Genomic DNA, 19,802 nt, shown 5'->3' on the forward strand with positions numbered 1-19,802 from the left:
GACGCCGCCAACGGGTAGGAAAGTAGCGGAAAGTCGGCGCCTAATGGGATTTTCGATTAGAGAGAAATTCTCCGGATTCTCCGCTGGCGCATCAACACTCACCGAGCGCCCATCCAGTGATCACGGACGGCGATCACGGCGGTTCCCGTACCGATCGGCATGGATTTGGGCAATCAGGTCAAACCGCTGGGGTCAAAACCGAATAATGAGGGTGATTCAGCCCGTTGGAGGCTCGATGTCCTCGACCAAAGCCCGGTTCCGGCTCCACCTCTTCCTCCGCGCGTCCGGCGTCGACCCCGGCGAGGCGATCTTCTGGGGTGAGGCCGGCCGATATCGCGTCTTCGGCGCACTGGTGCTGTTCACCACGCTGATGGCCACTGCCACGATGTTCTGGGCGGTCACCATCGCCACCGAGGCGCCACCGCAGGTCGCGCTCGCGGTCTCGCTGATCTGGGGCTTCGGCATCTTCCAGATCGACCGTTGGCTGGTCTCCGCGCACGTCGAGCGGGACGGCGTGCTGCACCGGCTCTGGCTGCTGGTGCCGCGGCTCGCGATCGCGGTGCCGATGGGCCTGCTGATCGCCTGGTTCGCGATGCTCGGCGTGGGCGCCAAGGAGATCCAGCAGCAGCTGGACATGGACCGGCTGCGGGACGCGTCCGCGATCTCGGCGCAGGTACGGGACTCCTCCGAGCTGGCCAACCAGCGCACCACGCTGCTCGCCGAGAAGAAGGATTTGCAGGCCGAGTACGACCGGGCCGCCGCCGCGATCCCGGCACTCCAGCGCGCGTTCGACGAGGAGTGCAACGGCACCGGCGGTACGAGGACGCCCGGCTGCGGCCCGATCGCGCAGGTCAAACTGGGCGACCTGAACGCCGGCAAGGCGGCCCGCGACACCGCGCTGCGCCGCCTCACCATCCGTGGCGCGGAGATCGACGCGGCCGTGCAGCAGCTCGACCGGCGCATCGCGGCCAGTGCGGACCAGGCCAGCGTCTCCACCGCGCACAACGACGGCATCTTCGCCCGCCGCGCCGCGCTCGCCTCGGTGCTGGCCACCGACCCGGAGGCCCGGCAGCTCTACCACCTGTTGGAGATCGTCTTCGTGGTGGTCGACCTGGTCCCGGCCGTCGCGAAGGTCTTCTCGCCGGTCAGTCTGGTGGACATCGCGAAGCGGCACCGACGCGGGCGCGCGCAAGAGGAGCTGGCGGCCGCGACCACGGCCGAGCGCGACTCGCCGGACGTGCACGCGGCGCTGATCTACGCGGCGTCGCAGCGGGCCGAGAGTCTGCGAGCCCAGGCGGACGCGCGCCGCGCGCTGGACGCCGCATACCTGGCCAACCGGGAGTTCCTGCGCCGCGAGGCCGAGCACCGCGCCGCCGAGCATGCGGCGATGCTGCAGGCCGAGCGCGGTCTGCACCGGGCGCTGCCGCACGGGCGCCCGGTCGGCCGGGCCACCTCCGGACGCACCCGCCGCCGGCGTCGCGCCGCCCGCACGCCATAGCCCTCTACCGCATTCGTCCGTTAGATCGAGTAAAGAGCACGACTGGATTCCGACCGAAGTGGGACGGTTGACCGTGCAGTGCCGCAAACTTGGCTCAGTTGTGACCCCGATGCGGCGAACCTGCGCACGTCAGCGCGCCGAAAATCCGGAAAACTAGCGATCGGTGTTCCCGGCGGCCACGCGCGAATCAACGGGGTAAGCGCGTTTTGTCCGTTTGCGCGAGAAATGACTCACCTTTGAGAGTCTGCATATGCACGTGCATCTGCACTTGCCTTCGCTTCGTGCAAGCGCGCATCATAGCCGGAGCGCCTCGCGCCATGCCCCGCACCCCACACCGAGCGAGTCGAGCGAGGACCCCCGCCATGCCCGAACCGCCCCCGCTACCGCCGAACCGTCGCTGGATCGTCGACCGTCTGCTGCCCCGGTTCCTGGAGCCGGAGTTCACCGACGCGGGCGACATGGTGCCGACCGAGCAGCCGATCATGCTGTTCTGGACCGCCCGTGGCGACCGCGGCAGTGACCTGCTCTCCCACGTGTGGACGGAGGAGCAGGGCATCCGACCGTGCGTGCGGATCGACCTCGGCGCCTGCGGCTGGCTGGAACCACACGAGCTGCTCGGGCGGATGATGTTCGGCTTCGCCACTCAGGTCAAGGGCTACGGCCGGCTCACGCTCCCGCGGTTCGCGCTCGGCCTGGTCGCGCTGCGCGTGTCGTTCGAGGACGACAACAGCCGGCACGTCACCGAGCAGGTGCTCCGCGACCTGCTGGCCAGCCGGCACCGGCTCAAGACCACCACCCGCGAGGTGATGCTGAAGCTCGGCCGGGACCTCGCCGCCGCCGGTCTCAAGCCCGGGCCGGCCGAGGTCAGCTACCTGGCCGCGATCGACGCCACCGCGGCCGCGCTCGGCCGCCGCGCCCACGAGAGCCTGTTGTGGTACCGGCATCGGCACACCACCTCCAGCGACCCGGTCGACGCGCTGATCGACCTGCGGCACACGATGGAGGTCGACCACGAGGCCGTCGAGGCGATGCTCTGCGAAGCGTTCCTGACCGACCTTGCCGCGGCGTACGACGGCGGGCGCTTCGCCGGCCCGCGCACCGACCATCCTGTGGTGCTGCTCGACCACGCGGACAGCGGCTCCGGCCTGAGCCTGCTCTCCACGCTCACGTCCGTCCGGCACAAGCGGCTGGTCGAGCGCGGCGGCACCGGCCGCTCCGACCCGATGCTGCTGCTCGCGTCCGGCCATACCCGATTCCCGGCCGGTGCCACCGCGTCCACGCCGTCGGTCGCGGCGGACGGCGGTGCCGGCGCCTGGCGCGAGCGGCTCGCCGCCGGCTGGGCCGACCCGGCGCACCTGCTGTTCGTGACCCAGCTGCCCGATCTCGACGACGAGTCCGCCGAGGCGATGTGCCGTCACCTGGAGTCCGCCGTCACCTCCGACGACGTGACCGTGGCGGAGCGTCTCACCGGCGGCCATCCCTGGGGGTTCGCCCATGTGCTACGGACGCTGGCGGCGGCTCGACAGGCGGACTCCGCCTCCGGCCCGCCCCTCGATCCCCGGACAGTGCTGCGTCTGGCCGACGCCGTTGACCCGGGTGCGACGCTCGCGACGGTGAGCGCCGGCCGGCTGCTCGGCCGCGTCGGCGGCGCGCTGCACGAGGAGCTGGTCACCTGCAGCGCGGTGCCGGTGCTCGACCCGGTCTCCACCGCGGTCGCGCTCGCCGCACCACCACCGCCCGGGCTCGCCGAGTTCGTCCGCACCGATCTGCTGGTCGCGCCGAGAACCCGGGTGCTGCACCCATTCCTGCGCCGGGTCCTGCTCGACCAGCTCGCCGAGCGCCCGATCAACCACCCCGACTCCTGGCGAGCCGTGCACGAACGGCTCCGCGAGCACTACGAGCAGCTCGGCGACCGGATCGGTGCGCTCCGCCACGGCCTCGCGCTCGGCGAGATCGAGCCGGTCGTCAGCCACCTCGACCTGCGCCTGGCCGCGCTGCCCGCGGACGAGTGGCTGGCCGAGCTACGCGCGATCACCGCCGCGCCGCACATGACCGGCCTGCACCCCGGCCCCCGCGGCGAACTGCGCGAACTGGCCGAACCGATCAACGGCGACCCGCACTTGATCCGGCTCGTCATCGCACAATGGATCCGCACCGACCCGCTCGGCGACCCCACCGGCGCGCTCGACGTACAGATCGCCGCCGCGCTCGACCACCTCGCCGACCGCGCGGTCTTCCAGGTCGACCGCTTCTACGACGAGGCCCGGGCCATCCGCACCCGCCAGCACAAACCCGAGCTCAACGCGCGCGGCGCCGGCTTCTGGATGGTCGACCTCAGCAACTGAGGGATCAGAACCAGGACCGGGCGGTACCGGTCACGCCGCGCTCCCGTTCCGCCGCTCCCGCCGGCCAGCCGTCCAGGACCAGCGGGTTGCCGGTGCGCCAGCCGGTGAGGCCGGCGGCGTTGTAGGGCTCGGTGTCCGGCGGGAGCGATGACACCGCAGACCAGGCGAGGCCGCCGCACTTGTGAGGTTCCGCGTTGACCGGTTCGCCGTGCCGCGCCGGATCGTGCACCGCATGGAAGAACAAGCCGATCCGCACGTGCCCGTCCGGCCTGTTCACATGCACGGTGGTCACCAGCCGCACGTCCGCGACGGCCAGCGACAGGCCCACCTCCTCGCGCGCCTCGCGCAGCACGGCCGCGACCGCGCTCTCGCCCGGCTCCACCTTGCCGGACGGCACGTTCCACAGCCCGTCCGCGAAGCCGGTGTTCTCCCGCAACGCGAGCAGCACCTCGTCGCCGCGGGACAGGATCAGGAACACGTCGAGCGGGATCGTGTACGGCATCAGCGCAGCTCCAGTGCCGTACCGACGTGCAGCGCCGCGTCCACCCACGACTCCACCGCGGCGTCCGACGGGTCCGGCCCGAGCGAGTCCGCGAAGCCGCGCACCGCGTCCGCGACGCGGCGCAGCCCGAAACCGGTGAGCACGGTCGCCTCCGCCCCCAGCCGCTCCCGGAACGACGCGGGCAGATGGGCCAGCCCGCGGTGCGCCGCCTCCGCCAGCAACCCCTGGGTCTGGGCCAGCGCCTCGGCCAGCGGGTCCGACGGGATCGTGCCGTGCGGCATCGCGTCCGCCTGCCCGCCGGGCGGCGTCAGGTCCGGCACCACGATCGTGCCGTCCGCGGCCACCGCGAGCGGGTCCACCACCAGGCCACCGGCCGATCGCCGGACGCTGCCGCTGACCGCCCGGACCGGGCCGTGGTCACCGGTCAGCGCGGCGGCCAGCGCGTCCAGCCGGCCCGGCGCGGCGGACGTGTGGTGCGCGACGATCCGCGCGACCGCACCGGACGCGTCCGCTACCAGCGCTTCCAGCCGCTGCTGACCGGGCGAGTAGACGACGTGCCGCACCTCCGCGACCGCCAGCGCGCGCACCAGCTCGGCCTCGACGCGCGGCCGGACCGGGCGCGGCGGTAGCACCTCCAGCCGGCCGCGCAGGTCGTCGTAGGAGTCCACGAACAGCCCGCCCGGCAACTGCTCCCATGTGCCGCGCGACGGGGACGCGGACGTCTTCGCCAGCCGCCCGGTGGCCAGCCGCACCACCCGGCTCGCGCTGCGCACCGCGGACTCGGAGACGACGTTGCCGCCGGCCAGCGCGCCGATCGTGACGCCACCGGCCCGGCGGCGGGCCAGCGCGGGGCCGTCCTCGTCCGTGGTCCAGGAGCGGCGCAACACCAGCACGGTGGTGCTGTCCGCGTGCGCGAAGAAGATCTCGGCGGTTCGGTCGTCGCCCAGCTCGGCGACCCGGCAGCCCAGGCTCTCCAGCCGGGTCCGCCGCAGCGGTGTCTCGGCCGCCTCCTCCGTGCCGAGCACCCGGCTGCGCAGGCCGGATCCACCGTTGCGTACGGTCCGGTCGCGCGCGTGCAGCTCCACCAGCAGCTCGGCGAGCAGCTCCGGCCGGTAGCCGGCGCCGCGGTCGCGGTACGCCAGCAGCAGCTCGGCCAGATCCGCGATCGCCAGCAGCGGCCAGCGCAGCCCGGCCGCGTCGAGCCCGCGGCGTGCCTCGGCCAGCGCGGACGCCAGGCCCGGCCCGGCGTGCACCGCACCGTCGCGCAGCAGCGCGGATGCGACCGCCACGGCCGGTGCGAGCCCGCCGCCGTCCTTGGCCGCGGCCGCATCCGTACCCCCGACCTCGATCTGGATCTCCGAGGTGCCGGGCGAGCGCTCGTCCGCGGCCCGGAATGCCCAGACCGCGAGCGCGAGCACGTCGTCGCGTGCGCCCGCGACCGCGTCCGTATGCACGAAGCCGAGGTCGTGCGGGACCAGGAACCGGACCGTGGCGGAACCGAGGTCGACCTGCGGCGCCGGGTCGTCCGCGGTCGGGCGGCGGACGCGGGCGACGTACCCGGAGCGCAGCGCCTTGCGAGCCGCGGTCATCAGCCGGGTGCCGACCCGCTTCTGCAGTTCCTCGTCGGTGAACGTGCCCGGCGACCAGTCCACCGGCCCGGACGGCGCCTTCTCGGGTACGGCGACGGCCTCCGGTGCGTCGGCGGTCTCCGGCACCGCAACCCGCTGGTACGCCAGAACCAGCCCGAGCAGGTGCCGGCAGGCGCCCAGCGCGCCGCAGGTGCAGGAGCCCGCGTCCAGCCCGCCGGACGGCAGCCGGGTGACCGGCCCGTCCGCGAACGTGGCCACCACCGTGCCGTCCGGCTCCTCGGTCACCGCCGGCGGCGCCGCGTCGACCTCCTTGGCCGCGCGCTTGACCAGGCCACGGTTGGTCAGCGCGGCCAGCGCGTCCGGGCTCAGCGCGAGCAGTTCGGCCCTCATCGGTTCACGTGTTCCGCGACGAAGGAGGCCAGTTCGCCCGGCGTCATCGCGCCCACGGCCGCGCCCACGTTCGCGAAGCGCTGCGCGGTGTGCGCGTCGTAGTCCGGGTTCGCCTCCGAGTCCAGCGCGGCCAGACAGAACACCTTCGTACCCTGGTCGACCAGGTTGCCGATCAGCCGGACCAGGTGGTGCGGGTCGCCGCCCTCGTAGAAGTCGCTGATCAGCACGAAGATCGACCGGCGCGGGTTCTCGATCAGGCCGCTGCCGTACTGCACCGCGCGGGTGATGTTCGTACCGCCGCCGAGCTGCACCTTCATCAGCAGCTCAACCGGGTCGTCCACGTCGGACGTGAGATCGACGACCTCGGTGTCGAACGCGACCAGGTGCGTCTTGATCCCCGGCAGCCCCCACAGGCAGCCCGCGGTCACCGCCGAATGGATCACCGAGTCGGTCATCGACCCGGACTGGTCGACCAGCAGGATCACCTGCCACTGATCGAGATGCCGCCGGGTACGCGAGAAGAAGTACGGCGTCTCGATCAACACCCGCCGTTCCGCCGGCTGGTAGTGCCCCAGGTTGTCGCGGATCGTGCGCTTCACGTCGAAGTTGCGGGCCTGCTTGAACCGGCTCGGCCGCCGGCTGCGGCTGCCGCTGAACGACTTGCGGATGTCCGCCTTCAGCCGCTCCATCAGGTCGCGGACCACCGCCTCCACGATCCGCCGGGCCAGCCGCATCACCTCGGGGTTCATCAGGTGCTTCGTGCGCAGCACGGCCTTGAGCAGCGTCTGGTTCGGTGTGATCGTCTCCAGCACGGCCGGGTTCGTGACCACGTCGTGAATCTCGTACTTCTCGACCGCGTCCTTCTGCAGCCGCTCGATCGTCTCCTTCGGGAACAGCTTCGCGATGTCGTTCAGCCAGTCCACCGTGGTGAGCACGGACGGGCCGTTGCCGCCCTGCTTACCGGCACCGCCTCGGATGCCCCGCTTGCGCAGGCCCTCGTCCCGGCCGTAGAGCCAGTCGAGCGCCGCGTCCCGGGCCGCGCCCGCACCGCTCAGGCCCTGGCCGTTGAGCACGGACTCGCCCGGCTCGCCGAGCACCAGCCGCCAGCGTTCCAGCGTCGGATCCGTCGTCACGTGGTGATCAGCCCTTCCCGGTTCAGCAGGTCCGCGACCCGGCCGTCCAGCTCGGCGCCGGCCGCGACCAGTTCCGGCGCGGCGTGCAGGCGCAGCAGCGCACGGCTGTCCCCGGCGATCCCGCGCCGGGCCAGCAGGTGCCGCGCGATCGTGTCCCGTTCGCGCGGCGGGAAGAACTCGAACGCCTGCCGCAGCGCGGGCAGCGCGATCAGGAAGTCGTCGTCGCCCATCGCGTCCATCGCCTCGTCCAGCACGTCCAGGACGCCACCGGCCTGCAGCACCTCCTCGCGGGCCAGCGCGAACAGCCCGGCCAGCCAGTCACCGGCGGACGACGGCGTGAACGCGCCGCGCACCGCCCGGACCGGGTCACCGGCCTGGTCCGCGCCCAGCGACCAGCCGAACCCGAAGCCGGCGCCACGCAGGTCCGGCGGTGCCTCCGAGCTCAGCGCCAGCCGCGCGGCCACGCCCAGCGCCGCGCCCCGGTCCAGGTCCAGCGCGGTCCCGGCGTGCACCAGCGCGTCCCGCACCGACGCCAGCGCGGCGATCCGCGGCAGATCCGCAGGCGCGGCGCCACCGCGGACGCCCTCGGCCAGCCAGAGAATCCGGGCCACCGACGCGGTGATCACGGTGCCGAGCGGTGCGCTGCCGGCAGTGCCGAGCAGCCGGTCGTGCCGCCACAGCGCGAGCACCACCTCCAGCACCCGGCCGAGCGGTCCCATCTCCGGCGTGCCGCCGACCGCGCGGTCGATCGCGTCGAGCACCTGCGCGGACAGCTCCGGGACGCCGGCCAGCGCGGCGTCGAAGAGCACGCCAGCCAGCTGTTCCACGTCGCCGCCGACCAGCGTGACGCGCTCGGCCAGCGTCGCACCGGCCGCCTCGCCGATCGTCGCGCCGTACCCGCCGGCCTCGATCAGCGCGGGCAGCCGCCGGTCGTCACGGGTGATCGACCACTCCTCGACCGGCTCCGGGTCGATGCCGGTCCGAGGGCCGGAGTGCCGGGTGAAGCCGGGCACGTTCAGCAGCCGCAGCCGGTGCAGCACCCGGCTGACCTCGCGGTCACCGTCCCGGGCCAGGTCGAGGCGGCGGTTGCCGTCCCGGTCCAGTCCGTGCCGCTCCAGCTCCGCGGTGGCGTGGTGCACCAGCGGCGGCGCGGGCGTGTCGGGGTGCAGCCTGCCGACCCGGTCGCCGCTGAGCGCCGCGACCATCTCCACCACCACCGGGTGCGTACCGGGCGCCGGTGTGCCGCGCGTCGACCAGGGCAGCGCCACGTCCAGCGCCTCGTCCAGCAGCGCGGACGCGAGCCCGTCCAGCACGTCGGTCCGGGATCGGTGCCGGTGCCCGCGCACCAGCGCCAGCCCTTCCGCGGACGCTGACGCGGCGATCAGGTCCGCGGTGGAGAGCCGCTGCTTACGCTCGCGCAGCCGGCCGGCCACGGTCGCCAGCAGGTGGTCCGCCGCGGCCTCCGGTCCCTCCTCGAAGAGCCGCTGATAGTACGCCGGGGACGGCATGCCCGACTGGTAGCCGTCGAACGAGTCGAGGCGCCGGAACGAGTACGGCACCAGGTAGCTGCCACCGGCCGCGTCCGCCGGGAGCGCGTGCTCGACCGGGTCGTCGTCGCCGGGCAGCACGGCCAGCCGGACCAGTGCGGGCCGGTGGAAGCCGCCGGTCACCACCACGATCGGGCGGTCACCGGCCTCCCTGCGGGTTCGGCGGATCCAGGACGCCATGTACGCCTCGCGCGCCTCGTCGTCCTCGCCCGCGCCGCCCTCGGTCTCGCCCCGGATCAGGTCGAAGTAGGCGGCCAGCCGGTCCGCGATCCCGTCCGGGTCCGGGATCTCGAACAGGTGGTCCCAGAGCGTGTCCACGTTGTCCACCGCGAACTCGCGGCAGAGCCGGTCGATCACGTCCGCGTACCGCTGGTCCGCGTCCGCGTACCGGTTGCGCCGCTCCGCGAACGCCGGGTGCCACGCGGGCAGGTCGATGAAGCGCAGCTCGGCGCCGGCCGCGCGCCCTGCGGTCAGCGCGGCCCACTCCGGCGAGTAGTCGCAGAACGGCGCCCAGGACGCGTGGTGCCGCTCGCCGTCCCGGTAGCTGCTGAACACCGCGATCGGCAGTTCGTGCCCGAGCAGCAGCTCACCGATCCGCGCGTTCATCTCCGCCGGGCCCTCGACCAGCACGTACGCGGGTCGCAGGTCCTCGATCGTCTCCCGGACCAGGCGCGCGCACGCAGGACTGTGGTGCCGGACGCCGATGAACGTGATCATCCGGGGAGCACGTGCCGGGCGTCGTAGAGCGCCTTCCACGCCGCGCCCTTGCGACCGCGGGCCTGCTGCTCCAGGTACCGCCGCAGCTTGGCCAGGTCCTCCGTGCTGTCCTTCGCCGCGGTGCCGGCCAGGCAGGAGACCACGTCCTCGGCGGTGCCGGCCTCGCCGCGCAGGAACCAGCCGCGCAGCCCGACCGCGTGCGCCACCGAAACCGCCTCCGCCGTGCTCATCACGGACGTCAGCTTGTCCATCGAGTCGCCGCGCGCGGTCTGCCCGACGCGCAGCTCCCGGAACGTGGTGACCAGCACCTCCAGCACGTCCCGGTGCGGCGCGGCGGTCACGCCGGAGCGCCGCAGCAGCGCGGACGCCTCCGCCTCGACCAGCGAAAGCTCGGTGGCCAGGTCCGCGATCGGGAAGACCGTCTCGAAGTTGAAGCGGCGCTTCAGCGCGGAGCTCATCTCGTTGACGCCGCGGTCGCGCGTGTTCGCGGTGGCGATGATGTTGAAGCCCTCGGTCGCGAACACCATCGCGTCCGGCCCGGTCAGTTCCGGCACGGCCAGCACCCGGTCGGAGAGCGGCGAGAGCAGGCAGTCCTGCACCTCCAGCGGGCACCGGGTGATCTCCTCGAACCGGACCACCTTGCCCTCGGCCATGCCGCGCAGCAGCGGCGCCGGGACCAGCGAACGGGTCGACGGCCCGTCCGCGACCAGCATCGCGTAGTTCCACGAGTACTTGATCTGGTCTTCCGTGGTGGCGGCGCCGCCCTGGATGGTCAGCGTGGAGTCGCCGGAGACCGCGGCCGCGAGCAGCTCGGACAGCAGCGACTTCGCGGTGCCGGGCTCGCCGACCAGCATCAGGCCGCGGCTGGTGGCCAGGCTGACCAGTGCCCGGTCGATCAGCGACGGGTCGCCGACGAACTTGCGGGAGATGCCGTGCCGCTCGTCGCCGATGATGAACCGGCGTGCGGCGCGCAGGCTCAGTGCCCAGCCCGGCGGGCGCGGATCGGAGTCCGTGTCCCGCAACCGCCGCAGCTCGTCCGCGTACCGAACCTCGGCCGGTGGACGCTGCATCGTCTGGACATCGGTCACGCGGTCACCTCGTTCAGATCGCGGATGATCTCGGAGATCGTGATCTCGTCGAGCTCACCCAGCTTCGTGGACTTCCTGTCCCGCTGCCAGTAGGCACCGGGGCCGTGCGCGGCGACCTGGTCCAGGCGCTGCTCCGGGAAGTAGTCGACCGCGCCGACCGCCATGCCCGGGTCCATGTAGACCATCATCATCAGGTCGTCGGTCAGGTCGCGTTCGAACCAGCCCTGATGGCCGCCGTCGCCGACGTCGCCGCGCCGCCAGCCGCGCCGTTCGAGCCCGAGCAGCTTCGTGGTCGGCACCTTGACGTTCTTGAAGCGCAGCAGCTCGGTCTGCTCCCGCTCGGCCGGCTCCAGCCGGAAGATCTCGCGCCCGAGCTGCGGGAACGGTTGCAGCAGTTCGTAGTCGGCGAAGACCTCGGCCCAGCGCGGCAGCGCGTCGCCGAGCGTGATCGGGTGCACGACGCCGAGCACGGCGCTCTCGGCCACGGTCACCGGCTCATCATCCACGCCGGCGAACGTGCGGTCCTCCGCCACCCGCAGCGTGGCGGTCAGCGCGCCGCGCTCGTCGTAGACGCCCCACACGAGCCGGCGCACGATGTGCACCAGCAGCGGATGCCCGACCAGGTACTGCGCGAACTCCGCACCGCTCCAGCGCCGGCCGTTCACCATGGCGGTCTCCAGGCGCCGGATCTGGTCACCGGCGACCGTGCGAACATCCTTTTTCAAGCCCGAGAACCGGCGGTACGCCTCCGGCGCGAGCTCGGCGTCGTCCTTGACACCCGGCTTCGGCAGCGCCTTGAGCGTCTTGCCGCCCTCCCCGGCTGCCACCCCGCCGTCCACCCCCGACCGGACCGAGGCCGCCTCTCGGACGAACGGCTTCAGCTGCTCGTCGAAGCCGACCACGAAGCGGCGCGACCCGTAGTCGAGCGTGAGACTGCCGGAACCGTCCAGCCCGAAGTCGGGCAGCAGCCGGTCGGCGAGCTGTTCCGGGCGCAATTTCAGCGCGGCCGCGACCTCGGCCATCTTCTCGTTCGCCCGGTCCTTGAGACCCTTGAACTTCACCTTCTGCGCGATGCCGTGCAGGTGCATCAGCGCCACGTCTGTACCGATCGTCGAAAGGATCTCCAGGCCGGTGACCGCGCGCGTGTGCCCGCCCTCGCCCGGCCAGGCCCGGATCAGCGGCGTCAGGCCGCGCACCACGTCGTCGTCGCCGACGTGCGCCAGAGCCTCGAACGCCCACGCCTCCTTCGCCGGCATACCGGCTGCCTGCCAGCGCCGGAACAGCGCCCACCCGAACTCGGCCAGGCCCCGCCGATCCACCACACCCTTCACCACATCCAGACCGGGGTACGGCTCGGCGAGGCGCGACATGGCCAGCATGGTCAGCACGTGCCGCACCGAGTCGAGCGGCAGCGCGCCCGCTCCGGTCTGCAACCGGGGCAGCATCGCGGCGTCCGCCCAGTCCGGCACCACCGGGATCTTCGCCGGCAGCCGGTCCAGCGGGTCCGTCGTGATCAGCGGTTCGATCTCGGTCGCGACCTCCTCGCCGTACGACCGGGCGGCCATCCGCACCTCGTCCGCATACCCGGCGGCGACGATCGCCAGCAGCGCCCGCTCCGCGTTCCGCCGCTCCGGCCCGGGCTTGCCGACCGCAGCCGGGATCAGCGCCCGCGCACCGGAGACCGGGTGGCGTTGCAGCCAGGCGAGGGCGATCGACCGCACCGACTTGAGCCGCGCGTACCGATCCGCCATCAGCGTCGCCACCTCGGGCGACGTGAACGGCAGCAGCGCGGCCGCGGCCTGCGGCATACCCTGCGCGGCGAAGAGCGCGGCCGGGTACGCCACGATGCCGTGCCGGGCCACCACGACCCGCATGAGATCGCCGGGTTCCCACAGGTCGCGCGGTTGCCATCGCCCGATCGCCGGCAGCGTCATCGACAGCGGGGCGAAGGCGAAGAACGGGCCGCTGTTGTACCAGCTGTTGCGGCCTTTCTTGGCCGCGGCGAGGATCGCCGCCCAGTCCTGGTTCACGGCCCAGGACGACTCCTCGAGCCGCACCTTCGACCAGGCATCGGCCTCGCCGGACGCCCAGTCCAGCGCGACCGGGTCGTCGCAGACCAGACCGGTGATCACCTTCGGCTTGCGGATCGTGCGCTTCACCGACCAGGGCGGGCTGACCAGCAACGGCGGCAGCGAGCCGGCCGGTGCCTCGGCGACGTCCGCGGCACGGTCCAGCAGGTCGCGCACCCGGCTCGCCGACGCCTCCGGCAGCGTGCCCAGCAGATCGATGGCCAGCCGCTGATTCGCCAGAACCACCGCGTTCAGCAGCTCGGCGAGCGTGCGCTTGGCCGGCGGCTGGAGCGCCAGCAGCCGGATCGCCCGCGCGGGGAACCGGCCTGCCGCGGCCTGGACCTCGGGCAGCACGAAACGCTCGTCCACCCGGTCCAGCAGCGCCTGGAAGGCCTCATCCGTGGGGACCGCACCGAGCGCGGGGAGGAAACGCTTCGCGTACTCCGCGGCGTCCAGGTTCGTCAGCGCCCAGACCCGCAGGGCGGGGAAGGCGCCGGCGCGAGTGCCGATCAGGAACGTGTAGAGCAGCGCCGGGTTCTGCAGCATCCACCACGGCTGGACCGGCGGGATGATCAGCTCGACCTGCTCCCTGGTCGTGACGGTCGTGAGCGCGATCAGCGCCAGCTCGCCGGAGCCGGTCGCGACGATCTCCGCGGTGTCCGCCTCGACCCACGAGGCCTCGGTCGGCGCCAGGAACGACGTGGCGACCCGGCGCAGCACCGTCGAATCCCGCTGCGCCGCCAGCACCGCCACGATCTCCCGGTACTCCTCCTCGGGCGCGGTCGCCAACGCGTGCCGGACCCGGGCGGCGAGGTCGAGCAGCGGCCGCTGATGCATCCGGAACCGCTGGTCGACGACGTCTGTGAAGATCAACGGACTGACCGACTCGTACGGCTTGCTGACGGTCATCGAGAAGAGCTCGACGACCGCCCGGACCGCAAACCGCAGGCCGTGCTCGGCGAGCCACAGGTCCGCGAGAAGCGGAAGCTTCTCGTGGTGGCTGTAGCTCAGCACCCGATACCACCCCTGCGCGGACGCGGCGGCGCCGATCGGGCTCGGATCCGGCTGCCCGAGGTGGAACGCCAACCCGGCCTCGGCAATCGCCGGATCGGTGAGCGGGTGCTCCAGCATCGTGCGGACCCGCCCAGGCATCGCGCTGGCGAACTCCGCGACGGCGGCCCGCGCCTTCTGCCCGTCCGGGACACGCGGCTTCAGGCCGGGCTCACCACGACGGGCATAGCGGTAGCGGAGCCACGCCGGCTGCACGACGAACGTGTCCTCGTCCGGCAACGCAGGTGCGGTCATGTCGTCAACCTCCCGTGGCTCGCTCACTTTCGGCGTCACCGTATCGGGAGGGTGCGACATTTTCCCTGAGGTCCTGAAAAACACATCAGGGCCACCCCGGATGGGGTGGCCCTGATCATGAAGAAGTCCGGCGGCGTCCTACTCTCCCACACCCTCCCGAGTGCAGTACCATCGGCGCTGAAAGGCTTAGCTTCCGGGTTCGGAATGTAACCGGGCGTTTCCCTCTCGCTATAACCGCCGTAACACTATGAACTTAACCGGTGGATCGTCACGGTTGTTTGTTCAGATATCACACAGTGGACGCGTAGCAAACTTTGCACGTTTAATGTAGTCAAGTCCTCGGCCTATTAGTACCGGTCAACTCAACACGTTACCGTGCTTACATCTCCGGCCTATCAACCCAGTCATCTACTGGGAGCCTTACCCCACCGAAGTGGGTGGGATACCTCATCTTGAAGCGAGCTTCCCGCTTAGATGCTTTCAGCGGTTATCCCTTCCGAACGTAGCCAACCAGCCATGCCCATGGCAGGACAACTGGCACACCAGAGGTTCGTCCGTCCCGGTCCTCTCGTACTAGGGACAGCCCTTCTCAAGTATCCTACGCGCGCGGCGGATAGGGACCGAACTGTCTCACGACGTTCTAAACCCAGCTCGCGTACCGCTTTAATGGGCGAACAGCCCAACCCTTGGGACCTGCTACAGCCCCAGGATGCGACGAGCCGACATCGAGGTGCCAAACCATCCCGTCGATATGGACTCTTGGGGAAGATCAGCCTGTTATCCCCGGGGTACCTTTTATCCGTTGAGCGACACCGCTTCCACACGCAAGTGCCGGATCACTAGTCCCGACTTTCGTCCCTGCTCGACCCGTCAGTCTCACAGTCAAGCTCCCTTGTGCACTTACACTCAACACCTGATTGCCAACCAGGCTGAGGGAACCTTTGGGCGCCTCCGTTACCCTTTAGGAGGCAACCGCCCCAGTTAAACTACCCACCAGACACTGTCCCTGAACCCGATAAGGGCCCGAAGTTAGATACCCAGATCAACCAGAGTGGTATTTCAAGATTGCCTCCACCCGAACTGGCGTCCGAGCTTCACCGGCTCCCACCTATCCTACACAAGCCAACCCAAATACCAATGTCAAGCTATAGTAAAGGTCCCGGGGTCTTTCCGTCCTGCCGCGCGTAACGAGCATCTTTACTCGTACTGCAATTTCGCCGGGCCTGTGGTTGAGACAGTGGGGAAGTCGTTACGCCATTCGTGCAGGTCGGAACTTACCCGACAAGGAATTTCGCTACCTTAGGATGGTTATAGTTACCACCGCCGTTTACTGGCGCTTAAGTTCTCAGCCTCGCCATCACTGGCTAACCGGTCCCCTTAACGTTCCAGCACCGGGCAGGCGTCAGTCCATATACATCGTCTTACGACTTCGCATGGACCTGTGTTTTTAGTAAACAGTCGCTTCCCCCTGCTCTCTGCGGCCATACCACGCTCCACCAGCAAGTGGCTTCACGCGTCCGGCCCCCCTTCTCCCTAAGTTACGGGGGCAATTTGCCGAGTTCCTTAACCACAGTTCACCCGTCGCCTCGGTATTCTCTACCTGACCACCTGTGTCGGTTTAGGGTACGGGCCGCTCAAAGCTCGCTAGAGGCTTTTCTCGGCAGCATAGGATCACTGACTTCACCTGAATCGGCTCGGCATCACGTCTCAGCCTATATGCGTCACGGATTTGCCTATGACACGGCCTACACGCTTACCCCGGCACAACCACTCACCGGGCTCAGCTACCTTCCTGCGTCACCCCATCGCTTGCCTACTACCCACCAGGATCCCAGACTCCCCTTTATCAGTCCGAAGACGTCAATCAGTTCGCGTGGTTAGCACAGTGAGGTTCGGCAGGGACGCTTCTTCGCGGGTACGGGAATATCAACCCGTTGTCCATCGACTACGCCTCTCGGCCTCGCCTTAGGTCCCGACTCACCCAGGGCGGATTAGCCTGGCCCTGGAACCCTTGGTCATCCGGCGGAAGGGATTCTCACCCTTCATTCGCTACTCATGCCTGCATTCTCACTCGTCCAGCGTCCACCACTCGGTCACCCGGCAGCTTCACCCGCTGAACGACGCTCCCCTACCCATCCACACAAAGTGTGAATGCCACAGCTTCGGCGGTGTACTTGAGCCCCGCTACATTGTCGGCGCGGAACCACTTGACCAGTGAGCTATTACGCACTCTTTAAAGGGTGGCTGCTTCTAAGCCAACCTCCTGGTTGTCAATGCGATCCCACATCCTTTTCCACTTAGCACACGCTTAGGGGCCTTAGCTGGCGATCTGGGCTGTTTCCCTCTCGACTACGAAGCTTATCCCCCGCAGTCTCACTGCCACGCTCTCACTTACCGGCATTCGGAGTTTGGCTGACTTCAGTAACCTTGTAGGGCCCCTAGGCCATCCAGTGCTCTACCTCCGGCAAGAAACACGCAACGCTGCACCTAAATGCATTTCGGGGAGAACCAGCTATCACGGAGTTTGATTGGCCTTTCACCCCTAACCACAGGTCATCCCCCAACTTTTCAACGTTGGTGGGTTCGGCCCTCCACACGGTCTTACCCGCGCTTCAGCCTGCCCATGGCTAGATCACCCCGCTTCGGGTCTAGAACATGCGACTCGAACGCCCTCTTCAGACTCGCTTTCGCTACGGCTACCCCACCCGGGTTAACCTCGCCACATGCCACTAACTCGCAGGCTCATTCTTCAAAAGGCACGCCGTCACCCCAAAAGGCTCCGACGGATTGTAGGCGAACGGTTTCAGGTACTATTTCACTCCCCTCCCGGGGTACTTTTCACCATTCCCTCACGGTACTCGTCCGCTATCGGTCACCAGGAAGTATTCAGCCTTACCAGGTGGTCCTGGCAGATTCACAGCAGATTTCAGGAGTCCGCTGCTACTCGGGTGCCATCACGAAAGATCGACTATTTTCACGTACCGGACTTTCACCGTCTACGGCCAGACATTCCAGACTGTTCCGTTAACAATCGACTTTGTAACTTTCGTCCACCATGTCAGTAATGGAAAGATGGTCCCACGACCCCGATAACGCAACCCCTGACAGGTATCACGCGATATCGGTTTAGGCTAGATCCGCTTTCGCTCGCCACTACTCGCGGAATCACATGTTGTTTTCTCTTCCTGCGGGTACTGAGATGTTTCACTTCCCCGCGTTCCCTCCACACACCCTATGAATTCAGGTGTAGGTGACACCACATGACTGGTGCCGGGTTCCCCCATTCGGAAATCCTGGGATCACAGCTCGGTTGACAGCTCCCCCAGGCGTATCGTCGCCTCCCACGTCCTTCATCGGCTCCTGGTGCCAAGGCATCCACCGTTCGCCCTTGACAACTTGACCTACAGAAAACAAAGATGCTCGCGTCCACTGTGCAATTCTCAACAAACAACCAACCCACAACCACCACACACAACACCAGCCCGAAAACATTCGGCGGTATGTCGCGCAAGGTCATGCCTGGCGTTCAGTTCCTCGAAGACCCAACCTCACGGTTGTTCCTTCAGGACTCAACAGGGTGCTAATCGAATCGTGCTAGCCGCACCGAACCCTCGCACCGTTCCTTCCCCATCGCTGAGGTGTACTAGGCAGGTCGGCCGTTGCCGGCTCTCATCTCGGCCAGTGTCTCCGCCTATGAGCACCCCGATCCGGCATTCGCGGACCGCGGGCTTCTTGCACCTTTTCAGGTGAAGTTGCTCCTTAGAAAGGAGGTGATCCAGCCGCACCTTCCGGTACGGCTACCTTGTTACGACTTCGTCCCAATCGCCAGCCCCACCTTCGACGGCTCCCTCCCACAAGGGGTTGGGCCACCGGCTTCGGGTGTTGCCGACTTTCGTGACGTGACGGGCGGTGTGTACAAGGCCCGGGAACGTATTCACCGCAGCGTTGCTGATCTGCGATTACTAGCGACTCCGACTTCACGGGGTCGAGTTGCAGACCCCGATCCGAACTGAGACCGGCTTTTTGGGATTCGCTCCACCTCACGGTATCGCAGCCCATTGTACCGGCCATTGTAGCATGCGTGAAGCCCTGGACATAAGGGGCATGATGACTTGACGTCATCCCCACCTTCCTCCGAGTTGACCCCGGCAGTCTCCCATGAGTCCCCACCATAACGTGCTGGCAACATGGAACGAGGGTTGCGCTCGTTGCGGGACTTAACCCAACATCTCACGACACGAGCTGACGACAGCCATGCACCACCTGTCACCGCCCCCGAAGGACCCCCCATCTCTGGAGGATTTGCGGTGATGTCAAACCCAGGTAAGGTTCTTCGCGTCGCATCGAATTAATCCGCATGCTCCGCCGCTTGTGCGGGCCCCCGTCAATTCCTTTGAGTTTTAGCCTTGCGGCCGTACTCCCCAGGCGGGGCGCTTAATGCGTTAGCTGCGGCACAGAGGACCGGAGAGGCCCCCCACACCTAGCGCCCAACGTTTACAGCGTGGACTACCAGGGTATCTAATCCTGTTCGCTCCCCACGCTTTCGCTCCTCAGCGTCAGTATCGGCCCAGAGACCCGCCTTCGCCACCGGTGTTCCTCCTGATATCTGCGCATTTCACCGCTACACCAGGAATTCCAGTCTCCCCTACCGAACTCTAGCCTGCCCGTATCGAATGCAGACCCGCAGTTGAGCCACGGGATTTCACATTCGACGCGACAAGCCGCCTACGAGCTCTTTACGCCCAATAAATCCGGACAACGCTCGCGCCCTACGTCTTACCGCGGCTGCTGGCACGTAGTTGGCCGGCGCTTCTTCTGCAGGTACCGTCACTTGCGCTTCGTCCCTGCTGAAAGAGGTTTACAACCCGAAGGCCGTCATCCCTCACGCGGCGTCGCTGCATCAGGCTTCCGCCCATTGTGCAATATTCCCCACTGCTGCCTCCCGTAGGAGTCTGGGCCGTGTCTCAGTCCCAGTGTGGCCGGTCGCCCTCTCAGGCCGGCTACCCGTCGTCGCCTTGGTAGGCCATTACCCCACCAACAAGCTGATAGGCCGCGAGTCCATCCCAGACCGAAAAACTTTCCCGACTGATCCATGCGAATCTGAAGGAGTATCCGGTATTAGCCCCCGTTTCCGAGGGTTATCCCAAAGTCTGGGGCAGGTTACTCACGTGTTACTCACCCGTTCGCCGCTCGAGTACCCCGAAGGGCCTTTCCGCTCGACTTGCATGTGTTAAGCACGCCGCCAGCGTTCGTCCTGAGCCAGGATCAAACTCTCCAACGAAATCTAGAGAAAATCTGTCCCGACAGTCATCAAACTGCCAAAGGAATCCAACCGAAACCAAAGCTCCGGCCGGGGTATAAATCAATTGGCACTGGCTTTTCAAGCACCCTGTTGAGTTCTCAAAGAACAACCACACACCACACCGCGACCCGGGTCAACCGGACCCCGCCGTGGGGTATTTCGTCCGTTCCGTACCCTTTGTCTCCGCCGGGCACTTGGTCTAACCTACCGGGTCGTTCTCGCCGTGTCAACCCGGTGTTTTTCGGGCTGTAACTCGAACGTCCTGGCTTCCCAGTTTCAGACCGCAGAAGGTTACCTCAACGGTAGATCTTGGGATT

At 68.3% G+C, this 19,802-nt stretch carries 8 protein-coding genes and 3 rRNA genes; 2 read left to right on the plus strand and 9 right to left on the minus strand.

Going from position 1 to position 19,802, the window contains the following annotated elements:
* Nucleotides 1–235: 235 nt before the first annotated feature.
* Nucleotides 236–1,498, plus strand: a complete 1,263-nt coding sequence (locus J2S42_RS21310; protein WP_307241752.1) for a DUF4407 domain-containing protein — start codon at nucleotides 236–238, stop codon at nucleotides 1,496–1,498.
* Between the two features lie 362 nt (nucleotides 1,499–1,860).
* On the plus strand, nucleotides 1,861–3,843 hold the full coding sequence (locus J2S42_RS21315) for a hypothetical protein (protein WP_307241754.1): 1,983 nt from the start codon (nucleotides 1,861–1,863) through the stop codon (nucleotides 3,841–3,843).
* A 4-nt stretch (nucleotides 3,844–3,847) separates the two neighbouring features.
* Here the strand turns inward: J2S42_RS21315 and J2S42_RS21320 are convergent, their stop codons facing one another.
* From J2S42_RS21320 to J2S42_RS21360, 9 genes are all read right to left on the minus strand, one after another.
* On the minus strand, nucleotides 3,848–4,345 hold the full coding sequence (locus J2S42_RS21320; RefSeq protein ID WP_307241756.1) for an NUDIX hydrolase: 498 nt from the start codon (nucleotides 4,343–4,345) through the stop codon (nucleotides 3,848–3,850).
* Nucleotides 4,345–6,324: a YehQ family protein gene (locus J2S42_RS21325; protein WP_307241757.1), complete on the minus strand. Its 1,980-nt coding sequence runs from the start codon at nucleotides 6,322–6,324 to the stop codon at nucleotides 4,345–4,347. The genes J2S42_RS21320 and J2S42_RS21325 overlap by 1 nt, the downstream gene beginning before the upstream one ends.
* A complete protein-coding gene (locus J2S42_RS21330) occupies nucleotides 6,321–7,457 on the minus strand; it encodes a VWA domain-containing protein (protein ID WP_307241759.1) in 1,137 nt (378 codons plus the stop codon). Before J2S42_RS21330 ends, J2S42_RS21325 begins: the two co-directional genes overlap by 4 nt.
* The gene (locus J2S42_RS21335; protein ID WP_307241761.1) at nucleotides 7,454–9,721 is read right to left on the minus strand and encodes a DUF5682 family protein; all 2,268 of its coding nucleotides are present in this window, start codon (nucleotides 9,719–9,721) and stop codon (nucleotides 7,454–7,456) included. Before J2S42_RS21335 ends, J2S42_RS21330 begins: the two co-directional genes overlap by 4 nt.
* Nucleotides 9,718–10,791, minus strand: coding sequence for an ATP-binding protein (locus J2S42_RS21340; RefSeq protein ID WP_307248912.1), 1,074 nt, complete (start codon nucleotides 10,789–10,791; stop codon nucleotides 9,718–9,720). The genes J2S42_RS21335 and J2S42_RS21340 overlap by 4 nt, the downstream gene beginning before the upstream one ends.
* A gap of 14 nt (nucleotides 10,792–10,805) precedes the next feature.
* Nucleotides 10,806–14,183: a DUF4132 domain-containing protein gene (locus tag J2S42_RS21345; RefSeq protein WP_307241762.1), complete on the minus strand. Its 3,378-nt coding sequence runs from the start codon at nucleotides 14,181–14,183 to the stop codon at nucleotides 10,806–10,808.
* Nucleotides 14,184–14,308: 125 nt separating this feature from the next.
* A 5S ribosomal RNA gene (rrf, locus tag J2S42_RS21350) occupies nucleotides 14,309–14,425 on the minus strand.
* 85 nt (nucleotides 14,426–14,510) lie between these two features.
* A 23S ribosomal RNA gene (locus J2S42_RS21355) occupies nucleotides 14,511–17,585 on the minus strand.
* A 361-nt stretch (nucleotides 17,586–17,946) separates the two neighbouring features.
* Nucleotides 17,947–19,464 (minus strand): 16S ribosomal RNA (locus tag J2S42_RS21360).
* The 16S, 23S and 5S rRNA genes sit together here, the layout of an rRNA operon.
* Between the last annotated feature and the right edge of the window lie 338 nt (nucleotides 19,465–19,802).

The sequence above is a fragment of the Catenuloplanes indicus genome (assembly GCF_030813715.1).
Taxonomy (GTDB): Bacteria; Actinomycetota; Actinomycetes; order Mycobacteriales; family Micromonosporaceae; genus Catenuloplanes; species Catenuloplanes indicus.